The sequence below is a fragment of the Pseudomonas sp. B23(2017) genome, from assembly GCF_002113725.1.
Lineage (GTDB): Bacteria > Pseudomonadota > Gammaproteobacteria > Pseudomonadales > Pseudomonadaceae > Aquipseudomonas > Aquipseudomonas putida_Z.
The window spans coordinates 549,503-562,281 of the sequence record NZ_NEJM01000001.1; the positions used below are offsets into that span (position 1 = coordinate 549,503).

At 64.5% G+C, this 12,779-nt stretch carries 12 protein-coding genes; 5 read left to right on the forward strand and 7 right to left on the reverse strand.

Features of this window, described 5'->3' with window-relative positions:
* The first annotated feature begins 10 nt into the window (after nt 1-10).
* Entirely contained in the window at nt 11-583 is a 573-nt protein-coding gene (locus CAG46_RS02445) for a xanthine phosphoribosyltransferase (protein WP_003253535.1), read from the forward strand.
* A 121-nt stretch (nt 584-704) separates the two neighbouring features.
* Here CAG46_RS02445 and CAG46_RS02450 read toward each other — a convergent pair whose 3' ends face one another.
* From CAG46_RS02450 to dadA, 5 genes are all read right to left on the reverse strand, one after another.
* Nucleotides 705-2,567, reverse strand: a complete 1,863-nt coding sequence (locus CAG46_RS02450; protein ID WP_085615945.1) for an acetyl-CoA hydrolase/transferase C-terminal domain-containing protein — start codon at nt 2,565-2,567, stop codon at nt 705-707.
* A gap of 275 nt (nt 2,568-2,842) precedes the next feature.
* Nucleotides 2,843-3,247: a cytochrome c5 family protein gene (locus tag CAG46_RS02455; RefSeq protein ID WP_038408395.1), complete on the reverse strand. Its 405-nt coding sequence runs from the start codon at nt 3,245-3,247 to the stop codon at nt 2,843-2,845.
* Nucleotides 3,248-3,401: 154 nt separating this feature from the next.
* Nucleotides 3,402-3,950, reverse strand: a complete 549-nt coding sequence (locus tag CAG46_RS02460) for a cupin domain-containing protein (protein WP_013974777.1) — start codon at nt 3,948-3,950, stop codon at nt 3,402-3,404.
* 109 nt (nt 3,951-4,059) lie between these two features.
* Nucleotides 4,060-5,133, reverse strand: a complete 1,074-nt coding sequence (gene alr, locus CAG46_RS02465) for an alanine racemase (RefSeq protein WP_025341100.1) — start codon at nt 5,131-5,133, stop codon at nt 4,060-4,062.
* 145 nt (nt 5,134-5,278) lie between these two features.
* Nucleotides 5,279-6,583, reverse strand: coding sequence for a D-amino acid dehydrogenase (gene dadA / locus CAG46_RS02470; protein ID WP_013974779.1), 1,305 nt, complete (start codon nt 6,581-6,583; stop codon nt 5,279-5,281).
* A 156-nt stretch (nt 6,584-6,739) separates the two neighbouring features.
* On the opposite strand from dadA, the gene dadR reads away from it, so the two are divergent.
* Complete coding sequence (gene dadR, locus CAG46_RS02475) at nt 6,740-7,228, forward strand: transcriptional regulator DadR (RefSeq protein WP_003258963.1); 489 nt, start codon at nt 6,740-6,742, stop codon at nt 7,226-7,228.
* A gap of 2 nt (nt 7,229-7,230) precedes the next feature.
* Here dadR and CAG46_RS02480 read toward each other — a convergent pair whose 3' ends face one another.
* The gene (locus CAG46_RS02480; RefSeq protein WP_013974780.1) at nt 7,231-7,584 is read right to left on the reverse strand and encodes a YkgJ family cysteine cluster protein; all 354 of its coding nucleotides are present in this window, start codon (nt 7,582-7,584) and stop codon (nt 7,231-7,233) included.
* Between the two features lie 199 nt (nt 7,585-7,783).
* Here CAG46_RS02480 and CAG46_RS02485 point away from each other — a divergent pair, with 199 nt between their 5' ends.
* On the forward strand, nt 7,784-9,076 hold the full coding sequence (locus tag CAG46_RS02485; protein WP_085615947.1) for an FAD-binding oxidoreductase: 1,293 nt from the start codon (nt 7,784-7,786) through the stop codon (nt 9,074-9,076).
* Nucleotides 9,077-9,230: 154 nt separating this feature from the next.
* Here the strand turns inward: CAG46_RS02485 and CAG46_RS02490 are convergent, their stop codons facing one another.
* Nucleotides 9,231-9,461, reverse strand: coding sequence for a DUF1127 domain-containing protein (locus tag CAG46_RS02490; RefSeq protein WP_085615949.1), 231 nt, complete (start codon nt 9,459-9,461; stop codon nt 9,231-9,233).
* A gap of 178 nt (nt 9,462-9,639) precedes the next feature.
* On the opposite strand from CAG46_RS02490, the gene CAG46_RS02495 reads away from it, so the two are divergent.
* Both CAG46_RS02495 and CAG46_RS02500 read left to right on the forward strand, forming a co-directional pair.
* A complete protein-coding gene (locus CAG46_RS02495) occupies nt 9,640-11,070 on the forward strand; it encodes a PLP-dependent aminotransferase family protein (protein ID WP_170929250.1) in 1,431 nt (476 codons plus the stop codon).
* Between the two features lie 60 nt (nt 11,071-11,130).
* Nucleotides 11,131-12,687, forward strand: coding sequence for a phospholipase D family protein (locus CAG46_RS02500; protein ID WP_085615953.1), 1,557 nt, complete (start codon nt 11,131-11,133; stop codon nt 12,685-12,687).
* Nucleotides 12,688-12,779: the final 92 nt, after the last annotated feature.

Consider the following 12,779-nt stretch of genomic DNA (forward strand, 5'->3'; position numbering starts at 1 on the left):
GGAAAACAAAGTGGAAGCACTGCATCAGAAGATTCGCGAAGAAGGCATCGTGCTTTCCGATCAGGTTCTCAAAGTCGACGCGTTTCTCAACCACCAGATCGATCCGGCGCTGATGCAGCTGATCGGTGACGAGTTCGCCCGCCTGTTCGCCGACGCGGGCGTGACCAAGATCGTCACCATCGAAGCCTCGGGCATTGCCCCGGCGGTGATGACTGGCCTGAAGCTGGGCGTGCCGGTGATCTTCGCCCGCAAGCACCAGTCGCTGACCCTGACCGAGAACCTGCTGACCGCCTCGGTGTATTCCTTCACCAAGCAGACCGAGAACACCGTGGCCATCTCGCCGCGTCACCTCAACAGCAGCGACCGTGTGCTGGTGATCGACGACTTCCTGGCCAACGGCAAGGCGTCGCAGGCACTGATCTCGATCATCAAGCAGGCCGGCGCCACCGTGGCCGGCCTGGGTATCGTGATCGAGAAGTCGTTCCAGGGCGGCCGTGCCGAGCTGGACAGCCAGGGCTATCGCGTTGAGTCGCTGGCCCGGGTGAAGTCGCTGGAAGGTGGTGTGGTCAGCTTCATCGAGTAAGCCTGTAGCGGCCCTATCGCCGGCAAGCCAGCTCCCACAGGGAGCTCACAGGACCCAAGCCTTGCGCAGTACCTGTGGGAGCTGGCTTGCCGGCGATGGGCTGCAAAGCAGCCCCGGCAATTCATCCGGTTGCCGCCAACCCCGCCAGCAGCAACCGCTGGTAAAGCTCTTCCTTCAGCCCCTGCGGCTGATCCAGTTGCATCCGCGCAAGATGCCTCGCATACCCCTCTGGCCCCGGCGCATCCAGCGCTGCCTTGCCCAGCTCCAGCACCTCGCTCAGCTTGAACTTGCTCTTCAACCAGTTCAGTGCCCGCAGCAAATCCCGCTCTTCAGCCGTAAAGTCCGTGCCCAGCGGATACTCCGGGAACAACCGCGAGTGCCGCGCCCTGATCGCCTCCAGGCGCTGCGGCGTATTGTCGGTAAAGCACGCCTCCAGTTGAAAATCTTTGGCCAGCTTGCCGGCATCCTTTGCCTGCTCGATGAGCCCCTGCTGGAACCGTGAATCACATACCGCCAGCACCCGCGCGATCACCTCGCTGTCGGTCTGCCCACGCAGGTCGGCGATGCCGTACTCGGTCACCACGATATCGCGCAGGTGCCGGGGGATGGTGCAATGGCCATAGTTCCAGAACAGGTTCGAGGTCACCTCCCCGCCCGCCTCACGCCAGCTGCGCAGCAGCAGGATCGAACGCCCGCCCTCCAGCGCATGGCCCTGGGCGACGAAGTTGTACTGCCCGCCCACGCCACTGAGTACCCGGCCATCCTCCAGCTGGTCGGCCACCCCGGCGCCGAGCAGGGTCATGCCGAATACGGTGTTGATGAAGCGGGCATCACGGCGTTGGCGGCGCTTGAGTTCCTCCTGCCCGTACAGCTCGTTGATGAAGCTGATACGCGTCATGGCAAACCGTGCGCGCTGTTCCAGCGGCATGTCGCGCAAGCGCTGGTAGAACGCCTGGGGGCCGAGGAAGAAACCGCCATGCAGCACTGCCGCCCCCTGCTCGTCCGCCGGGCGCCGCAACAGGCCCGCTTCGGCCAGCGCCAGCAAGCCGTTGACGAACATTTCGCTGCAGCCGTACAGGCCTTGGGCGAAGGTATCCAGGCCCCCTTCACGTTCGATCAGCGCTTGCCACGAGCCAGCACCCAGCGCGTCGAGCACGGCACGATAACCGGCGTTGTCACCCTGGCGCGCCAGCAATGCGGCAGCTACCGCATCGCCCATGGCACCAATGCCGATCTGTAGCGTGCCGCCGTCGCGAACCAGGCTGCTGGCGTGCAGGCCGATGCAGTGGTCCTGGGTGTTGACCGGCATGTTCGGCGTGGAGAACAGGCGGCGTTGCTCGGCTGTATCGATCAGCAGGTCGAACGTATCGATGGGTAGCTCGGCGTCACCCGGCATGTAAGGCAGCTCGGCATGCACCTGACCGAGCATGAGGATGGTCTCGCCGGCGGCGCGGCGCTTGGCGATCATCGGCAGCAGGTCGAGGGTGATGTCGGGGTTGCAGGCCAGGCTCAGGTGCACCGGCCTCTCGGGGGTGGCGGCCACCAGCTGCGCGATCAGGTTCAGGCCCTTGGCGTTGATGTCGCGTGCGGCGTGGCTGTAGTTGCTGCTGATGTAGCTCTGCTGGGCCGACGCGCTGTGCAGCAGGCTGCCCGGCTGCATGAAGAACTGTTCGACGCGAATGTTGGATGGCAACGTGTCGTTGCGCAGGTCGGTGAGGTAGGCGAGTTCTTCGTAGTCGGCGAAAACGCGTTCGACAAAGGGTTCGAGAAAGCGCCGTTGCAAACCGTCACCCAGTGACGGGCGTCCGAGGGACAGGGCCGTGTAGATGGTCAGCTGCCGTTCGGGCAGCTCGCGGATGCGGGCGTAAAGCGCATTGACGAAGGCGTTGGGCTTGCCCAGGCCCAGCGGCAGGCCCATTTGGATATGGGCTGGCAGGCGCGACAGGACTTGCTCGACAGCCTGGTCGATGGAGCAGAGGTGCATCGGGGCCTCCTGAGACATCCATGGGTTCAGGGGTTGGACATGGGCTTTGGTGGGTTGGTTGCCCGTGCCGGCCTCTTCGCGGCTAAAGCCGCTCCCACAGAGACCTCACCGCCCTTGAGTCCTGTGCTGTACCTGCGAGTTCCCAGAGGGTCCCCACAGCCCTTGAAGCCTGCACTGTACCTGTGGGAGCGGCTTTAGCCGCGAAAGGGCCGGCACAGGCACCACAAAAACAAAGCCCGCCATCAATGGCGGGCCTCATGCAATTCAGCTGTTTCTCACAGCCCGGACATTTTCTTGATCGCCCCTTTCAGGTCATCATCCGAGCAGTCCGCGCAGGTGCCTTTCGGTGGCATGGCGTTGATGCCGGTAATGGCCTTGGCCAGGATGCCGTCCAGGCCGCCCTGGTGGTCGGCGCGTTCCTTCCACGCCGCGGTATCGCCAATCTTCGGTGCGCCGAGCAGGCCGGAGCCATGGCAGGCATTGCAGTGCTTGGCGATGATCTCGTCCGGCGTCTTGGCACCACCGCCACCTGCGGCGGCGGCCACTTCCATGCCTTTGCACTCTTGGCCCTGGACGCACACCTGGCCAACCGGCTCCAGGCGCTTGGCGATGTCATCATTGGTCGCAGCGGTTGCGCTCATTGCCCAGAGGGCGAATACGGCTGCTGGTACGGCCAGCATCTTCTTGATTTGGTTCACGCGAACACCCTCATGGTGGCTAATCACGCTCGCGGCCACGGATCGGCGAGCGTTGAAAAGTATAGCGGGAACCCAGAGGCCGTGAAACGACCCCACACAGGAAAGGGGTATTGCCGAATCAATGCACTGCGCTGGATCAAAAGTTTGAAGGCGTCGCCGCACTGATCAGCCGCGCCGGCCGGTCGAACGGGTTGCGAAAGCGGTGCGGGCGGGTGCTTTCGAAGTAGTAGCTGTCGCCCTCTTCAAGGATGAAGATCTCGTTGCCGACCACCAGCTCCAGGCGGCCTTCGAGCAGGATGCCGGTTTCTTCGCCGTCGTGGGTAAGCATTTCGGCCCCCGTATCGGCACCCGGTGGATACACCTCGGTGAGAAAGGCGATGGCACGGTTGGGGTGCGACTTGCCGACCAGCTTCATGGTCACCGCACCGTCGGAGATATCGATCAGTTCGTGGGCCTTGTAGACGATCTGCGTGGGGCTTTCAGGTTCCAGTTCGACCGAGAAGAACTCGACCATGGACATGGGAATGCCGCTCAGCACCTTGCGCAGCGAGCTGATCGACGGGCTCACGCTGTTCTTCTCGATCATCGAGATGGTGCTGTTGGTCACGCCGGCACGCTTGGCGAGTTCACGCTGGGACAGGCCCTTGAGCTTGCGGATGGCTTGCAGTCGTTCGCCGACGTCCAAAGCTGGAGCCTCCTGAAACGGTGGAAAGGGGGGTGGATGTGAACGATATCATGGCAATGCCGTTCAGTATTTACAACACACCGCCCCTCAACCTGTCCGCTTCAGCGTGTCATTCGCCGACGTAGTCCCGAGGTACCCGCTTCAGGTTGCAGAAAATCTGGTACGGAATGGTACCCGCGTGCGCAGCCACTTCACTGGCCAGCACATGCTTGCCCCACAGTTCGACGGGGCTGCCGACGGTGGCTTCCGGCACATCGGTCAGGTCGATGCTGAGCATGTCCATCGACACCCGGCCGATCAGTTGGGTGCGCTTGCCGGCGACCAGCACCGGGGTACCGTTGGGCGCCTGGCGCGGGTAGCCATCGGCATAGCCCATGGCAACCACACCAACGCGGGTTGGCCGTGGGCTGACGAACTTGGCGCCATAGCCCACCGGCTCGCCGGCAGGCAGTTCGCGCACGCTGATCACCCGCGATTGCAGGGTCATCACCGGTTGCAGGCGCTCGGCCTCGGCCTGGGCCACTTCGAACGGTGTGGCACCGTACAGCATCAGGCCCGGGCGCACCCAGTCGCTGGGGGCCTGCGGCCAGCCCAGCACACCGGGGGAGTTGCGCAGGCTGCACTCGGCGGCCAGGCCCTGGCGAGCGGCCTCGAACACGGCGATTTGCTGGGCGGTAGCGTCGGCATCCAGTTCGTCGGCGCGAGCGAAGTGGCTCATCAGCACGATGCGCGCGACCTTGCCGCTGGCCAGCAGGCGCTGGTAGGCCTCGTGGTAGTCCTTGGGGTGCAGGCCGACGCGGTGCATGCCGCTGTCGAGCTTGAGCCAGACGGTGAGCGGCTTGTGCAGCTGGGTCTTTTCGATCGCTTCCAGTTGCCACAGCGAGTGCACCACGCACCACAGGTCGTGTTCGGCGATCAGGGCCAGTTCGCTGGCTTCGAAGAAGCCTTCCAGCAGCAGCACCGGGGCCTTGATACCGGCGGCGCGCAGCTCCAGCGCTTCTTCGATGCAGGCCACGGCAAAGCCGTCGGCTTCGGCCTCCAGGGCCAGGGCACAGCGCACGGCGCCGTGGCCATAGGCGTCGGCCTTGATCACAGCGAGGGCTTTGGCACCGGTCAGTTCACGGGCCAGACGGTAGTTGTGGCGCAGGGCCTGGAGGTCGATCAGGGCGCGGGCGGGACGCATGGCGGCTGCCTTATGGTGGTTCACAGGTTGAAAACGGTGTTGGGTTCTTCGCGGCTAAAGCCGCTCCCACAGGGGACCGCACAATGCCCAAGCACATGCGATCCTGTGGGAGCGGCTTTAGCCGCGAAGAGGCCGGCGCAGGCTATTACTGCTGGTGAGCCGGCGCAGTCTGCCCGTGCTTGGCCACTTCCGGGCTGTTGCCATAACGGGAAATGTCCAGGCCTTCGGCACTGATCTGCGGCTTCTTGCGCGCAATCAGGTCGGCCAGCAGGCGACCGGAACCGCACGCCATGGTCCAGCCCAAAGTACCGTGACCGGTGTTCAGGAACAGGTTGCGGAACGCCGTGGCGCCGACGATCGGCGTGCCGTCCGGGGTCGCCGGGCGCAGGCCGGTCCAGAAGCTGGCCTGGCTCAGATCACCGCCGCGAGGATAAAGGTCGTTGACGATCATCTCCAGCGTTTCGCGCCGACGCGGGTTCAGCGACAGGTCAAAACCGGCAATTTCAGCCATACCGCCGACGCGGATACGGTTGTCGAAACGGGTAATGGCGACCTTGTAGGTCTCATCGAGAATGGTTGAGGTCGGGGCCATGTCGGCGTTGGTGATCGGCACGGTCAGCGAGTAGCCCTTCAGCGGGTACACCGGGGCCTTGATGCCCAGCGGCTTGAGCATCTGCGGCGAGTAGCTGCCCAGCGCCAGCACGTAACGGTCGGCGGTTTCCAGCTTGCCGTCGATCCACACGCCATTGATGCGGTCACCCGCGAAGTCCAGGCGCTGGATGTCCTGGCCGAAGCGGAACTCCACGCCCAGCTTAACGGCCATTTCGGCAAGCTTGGTGGTGAACAGCTGGCAGTCGCCAGTCTGGTCGTTTGGCAGGCGCAGGGCGCCGGCCAGGATGTCCTTGACGCCAGCCAGGGCCGGTTCGACGCGGGCAATGCCGTCGCGGTCGAGCAGCTCGTAAGGCACGCCGGACTGCTCCAGCACGGCAATGTCCTTGGCCGCGGCATCCACCTGGGCCTGGGTACGGAACAGCTGGGTGGTACCCAGGCTGCGGTTTTCGTAGGCGATGCCGGTTTCGGCGCGCAGTTCATCGAGGCAGTCACGGCTGTACTCGGACAGGCGCACCATGCGCTCTTTGTTCACCGCGTAACGGCTGGCGGTGCAGTTGCGCAGCATCTGTGCCATCCACAGGTACTGGTCGACGTCGCCGGTAAGCTTGATGGCCAGGGGCGCGTGGCGCTCCAGCAGCCATTTGATGGCCTTCAGCGGCACGCCTGGGGCGGCCCAGGGCGAGGCATAGCCGGGCGAGATCTGGCCTGCGTTGGCAAAGCTGGTTTCCATGGCCACCGCCGGCTGGCGATCGACCACCGTTACTTCGAAACCTTGCCGGGCCAGATAGTAGGCACTGGCGGTTCCGATCACACCGCTACCAAGTACCAGAACTCGCATCGTTTTATCCCTCGCACGCGGCGCGCCGCAGACTTTTATTGAAATGGCATGAATGCGCGCAGTATAGGAATTTGAAGGCAGTGCAATTCACTATATAAAAGCCTATTATTGGCGAGAATTCTCGGCAAAATCGCCTTTCACGGAGGGGCATCCCCTATGAGAACCCAGCACCAGAGCAAGCGTGAACTGGACAAGATCGACCGTAACATCCTGCGTATCCTGCAGAATGACGGGCGTATTTCCTTCACCGAACTGGGCGAGAAAGTTGGGCTTTCCACCACCCCTTGCACCGAGCGGGTCCGCCGCCTGGAGCGCGAGGGCATCATCATGGGCTACAACGCCCGCCTGAACCCGCAGCACCTCAAGGGCAGCCTGCTGGTGTTCGTGGAAATCAGCCTGGACTACAAATCGGGCGACACCTTCGAAGAGTTCCGCCGCGCGGTGCTGAAACTGCCCCACGTATTGGAATGCCACCTGGTTTCAGGTGACTTCGACTACTTGGTGAAGGCGCGTATTTCCGAGATGGCCTCGTACCGCAAGCTGCTCGGCGACATCCTGCTGAAGCTGCCGCACGTGCGCGAATCGAAGAGCTACATCGTGATGGAAGAGGTGAAGGAGAGCCTTTGCCTGCCGATCCCGGACTGAAGTCAGACCAGCACCTGGCGGGTGGTGGCAATGAACTGGTGAACCAGTTGCTCGGCAGCGGGCTCGATCATCTGTTCAGGGCCACGGCCACGCGGGCAGGCCAGGCGCGGGGTGGTGCCGAACAGGCGGCAGATCATCGGGCGCTCTTCATACACCGTGCAGCCGTTGGGGCCCAGGTGCACACAGTCCAGGCGCTCCAGGGCGGCGTCCTGCTCGGCCTGGGACTTGCGCGGCAGGCGGGCCATTTCTTCCGCCGAAGTGGTGACCGGGCCGCAGCAGTCGTGGCAGCCGGGCTCGCACTCGAAGGAAGGGATGAGTTCGCGCAGGAAGTGGATCTTGTGGCGGTTGCAGGACATGGCAAGGTACAAGTTTGAGAGCTGAAGTTGGATTATAGGGCCAATCGCCGGCAAGCCGGCTCCCACAGGTACACCGCCGGTCTCATGTGCCACGCGGACCCTGTGGGAGCTGGCTTGCCGGCGATGAGGCCGGTTGCCCCTCCCCAAAGCCCCGGCTTATCCTCCTCCCCTTCAGCCCACCAGCCTCAGGACCTGCCCAATGATCCACAGCGCGCAGCACGCCGCCTCCTACTACGCCGCCAGCAGCGCGCCACACCCCGACCACTCCTTCCTGCAAGGCGAGCACAGCGCCGACGTGTGCATCGTCGGCGGCGGCTACTCGGGCCTGAACACCGCCATCGAACTGGCCGAACGCGGCTTCTCGGTCATCCTGCTGGAAGCGCGCAAGCTCGGTTGGGGCGCCAGCGGGCGCAATGGTGGGCAACTGATCCGTGGCGTCGGCCACGGCCTGGAACAATTCCTCCCGGTCATCGGCGAGGAAGGTGTGCGCAGCCTGAAACTGATGGGCCTGGAAGCCGTGCAGATCGTCCGCGAGCGGGTCGAAAGGCATGCCATCGCCTGTGACCTGACCTGGGGTTACTGCGACCTGGCCAACAAACCCGCCGAACTGCTGGGCTTTGCGGAGGATGCTGAAGAACTGCGCACCCTCGGCTACGCACATGAACTGCGCCTGGTCGGCAAGGACGATATCCACAGCGTGGTCGGCGCCGACTGCTATGTCGGCGGGCTGGTCGACATGGGCTCCGGGCACCTGCACCCGCTCAACCTGGCCCTGGGTGAGGCTGCCGTGGCCAGCCGCCTGGGCGTGAAGCTGTTCGAGCAGTCCGAGGTCACACGCATCGACTACGGCCCGGAAGTACAGGTACACACCGCCCAGGGCCGGGTACGCGCCAAGACTCTGGTGCTGTGCTGCAACGCCTACCACAACGACCTCAACCGCGAACTGGGCGGCAAGGTGCTGCCAGCCGGCAGCTACATCATCGCCACCGAGCCGCTGGGCGAGGAACGTGCCCGTTCGCTGCTGCCGCAGAACATGGCGGTGTGTGACCAGCGCGTGGCACTGGACTATTACCGCCTGTCCGCCGACCAGCGCCTGTTGTTCGGCGGTGCCTGCCACTATTCAGGCCGCGACCCGAAGGACATCGCCGCCTACATGCGGCCAAAGATGCTCAAGGTTTTCCCGCAACTGGCCGACGTGCGCATCGACTACCAGTGGGGCGGCATGATCGGCATCGGCGCCAACCGCCTGCCACAGGTTGGCCGCCTGGCCAGCCAGCCGAACGTGTATTACGCCCAGGCCTACTCCGGCCATGGGCTCAACGCCACCCACCTGGCTGCGCGCCTGCTCGGCGAAGCCATCAGCGGCCAGGAAAGCGGGCGGTTCGACCTGTTTGCCAAGGTGCCACACATCACCTTCCCCGGCGGCCAGCACCTGCGCTCGCCGCTGCTGGCGCTGGGGATGCTGTGGCATCGCCTGAAAGAGCTGATCTGAAAGCTGCGCGGTCCCTGTAGGAGCGGCCTTGTGTCGCGAAAGGGGTGCGTAGCGCCCCCAGGTTTCAGCTTTGCCGCAAATATCGCTGGGGCCGCTCTGCGGCCCAATCGCGACACAAGGCCGCTCCTACATCGACCGCGCAACATCTGTATGGTCAGTCCTTCCAGAAGGGCTTACGCCCCTCGGTCCGGGCCTGCTCCCAGCTCAGCCCGACATCGCGCAACTCGTCATCGGTCAACTGCAGCAGCGCCCTGCGGGTGTGCCAGCGATGCAGCATCAGCCCCCAACGCCCCAACCCTTCCGGCGCGTTGAACACCTTGGCTTGCTGCCCGGCTTCCAGTTCCTTGGCCAACAGTTGCAAGCGCACATCGCTCATGCCACCCATCACCGCATCCTCTCGTTCAGTTGATACCGTGGAGAAAGCATGCGCGTCGACAGCACCGGCAATACAGACCCAATACAGCCTTATTATTCCCATACAGAATTGGCCGCAGGCCGACTGAATGCTGTATTTTCAGCGCAACTGTACCGGTCGCCACGCTATTGCAGCGAAGGAGTATGCCGTGACCCTTTACCTGAACCTCGCCGAGCTGCTCGGTGCGCGCATTGAACAGGGCCTCTACCGCCCCGGCCAGCGCCTGCCGTCAGTGCGCGCCCTGAGTGTGGAGCACGGGGTCAGCCTGAGCACCGTGCAGCAGGCCTACCGCATGCTGGAAGACAGCGGCATGGTCTCGCCCCGGCCCAAGTCCGGCTACTTCGTCAACGACCACCGCCACCTGCCAGCCCTGCCCGCCGTCAGCCGCCCGGCCCAGCGCCCGGTAGACATCTCGCAATGGGAGCAGGTGCTGGAACTGGTGCGCAGCACCCCACGCCAGGGCGTGATCCAGCTCGGCCGCGGCATGCCCGACATCGACAGCCCCACCCTCAAGCCACTGCTGCGCAGCCTCGCCCAACTGAGCCGGCGGCAGGACATGCCCGGCCTGTACTACGACAACATCCACGGCAACCTGGCCCTGCGCGAGCAGGTGGCCCGGCTCACGCTCGACTCCGGCTGCCGCCTGGGCCCGGGCGACCTGGTGATAACCACCGGCTGCCATGAGGCGTTGTCATGCAGCATTCGCGCGGTGTGCGAGCCGGGCGATATCGTCGCGGTCGACTCCCCCAGCTTCCACGGCGCCATGCAGACCCTCAAGGGCCTGGGCATGAAAGCCCTGGAAATCCCCACCGACCCGGTCACCGGTATCAGTCTGGAAGCGCTGGAACTGGCCCTGGAGCAGTGGCCGATCAAGCTCATCCAGATCACCCCCAGCTGCAACAACCCGCTCGGCTACATCATGCCCGAGGCCCGCAAGAAGGCCCTGCTGAGCCTGGCCCAGCGCTACGACGTGGCGATCCTCGAAGATGATGTATACGGCGACCTGGCCTACACCTACCCGCGCCCACGCACCCTCAAGTCGTTTGACGACGACGGCCGCGTGCTGCTTTGCAGTTCGTTCTCCAAGACCCTCGCCCCCGGCCTGCGGATAGGCTGGGTGGCGCCCGGTCGTTACCTGGAGCGGGTGCTGCACATGAAGTACATCAGCACCGGCAGCACGGCCAGCCAGCCGCAGTTGGCCATTGCCGACTTCATCGCCGGCGGGCACTACCAACCCCACGTGCGGCGCATGCGCAGCCAGTACCAGCGTGGCCGCGACCTGATGAGCGACTGGGTGACCCGCTACTTCCCGGCGGGCACCCGGGTCAGCCGGCCGCAAGGTGGCTTCATGCTGTGGGTGGAATTACCCGAACATTTCGATACGCTGCGCCTGAACCGGGCTTTACTGGAGCAGGACGTACAGGTTGCCGTGGGCAGCATCTTCTCGGCCTCGGGCAAGTTCCGCCACTGCCTGCGCATGAACTTCGCCGCGCGGCCGACGCCGCAGATCGAAGCCGCCGTGCGCAAGGTTGGTGAAACCGCCCTTCGTCTACTGGATGAAGAAAGCGCCGGCGCGTAACTTTGCGCCGCCCGCCACGGTCCAACCTATCAAGCCTTTGCTGCACAGGACGATCCACCCTTGAGACTCCAGCGAGCCCTGCCTCTGCTGCTGGTGCTACTGCTCGGCCTTGCCGGCTGCGCCAGCGTCGGCACGCCCCGCGAAACCAGCCAGGCGCTACCTGCCAACGACTCGGCCTTCGGCCGCTCGGTTCTGCGCCAGGCCGCGCCCTACGGCGGCCGCTCGGGCTTTCGCCTGCTGCCCAACAGCAACGAGGCGTTCCGCGCCCGCGCCGAACTGATCCGCAACGCCCAGGCGAGCATCGACCTGCAGTACTACATCGTCCACGATGGCCTCAGCACCCGCGCCCTGGTGCATGAACTGCTGCGCGCCGCCGACCGTGGCGTGCGCGTGCGCATCCTGCTCGACGACACCACCAGCGACGGCCTGGACGTCATCATGGGCACCCTCGATGCCCACCCGAACATTCAGATACGCGTGTTCAACCCGCTGCACCTGGGCCGCAGCACCGGCGTGACGCGCGCAGTGGGACGCCTGTTCAACCTGTCGCGCCAGCACCGGCGCATGCACAACAAGCTGTTCCTGGTGGACAACAGCATGGCCATCGTCGGCGGGCGCAACCTGGGCGATGAGTATTTCGATGCCGAACCCAACCTCAACTTCACCGACATCGACTTGCTGGGCGTCGGCCCGGTGGCCGAACAGCTCGGCCACAGCTTCGACCAATACTGGAACAGCGCCCTGAGCCGGCCGATTACCGACTTCCTCTGGCGCGACCCGGATGCCAGCGACCTGCGCGCCAGCCGCCACCGCCTGGAAGTTTCACTGGCCGAAGCCAGGACCCAGCGCAAAGCCCTGTATGACCGCTTGATGGCCTACCAGTCGCAGCCGCGCCTGGATGTGTGGCGCAACGAGCTTATCTGGGCCCACGCCCAGGCGCTGTGGGATGCGCCGAGCAAGGTGCTGGCCGATGACGAACCGGACCCGCAACTGCTGCTGACCCAGCAACTGGCCCCGGACTTGAGCAAGGTGCAACACGAGCTGATCCTGGTATCGGCGTACTTCGTACCCGGCGAGTCCGGCCTGCTGTACCTGACCCACAGTGCCGACGCGGGCATATCGGTCAAGCTGCTGACCAACTCGCTGGAGGCTACCGATGTGCCGGCGGTGCATGGCGGCTATGCGCCGTATCGGCGGGCGCTGCTGGAGCATGGCGTGCAGCTGTACGAGCTGCGCCGCCAACCCGGCGACCCCAGCGCGCGGCACAGCTTGAGCTTCCATGGCAGTTCGGACTCGAGCCTGCACAGCAAGGCGATCGTGTTCGACCGGCGCAAGACCTTCATCGGCTCGTTCAATTTCGACCCGCGTTCGGTGTTGTGGAATACCGAGGTCGGGGTGCTGGTGGACAGCCCGGAGCTGGCCGAGTACACCCGCGCGCTGGCGTTACAGGGCATGGCCCCGGCCTTGAGCTATCAGCCGACGCTGGTGGGTAACCAGATGGTGTGGGTGACCGAGGAAAATGGCAGGCGGCGCATGCTCACATCCGAACCGGGCGGGATGTGGCGGCGGTTCAATGCCTGGATCAGCAAGGCGGTAGGCTTGGAGAAGATGCTGTAGCTGATGGCCTCATCGCCGGCAAGCCAGCTCCCACAGGGACTGCACAGCATTCAAGGCCTATGGAGAACCTGTGGGAGCTGGCTTGCCGGCGA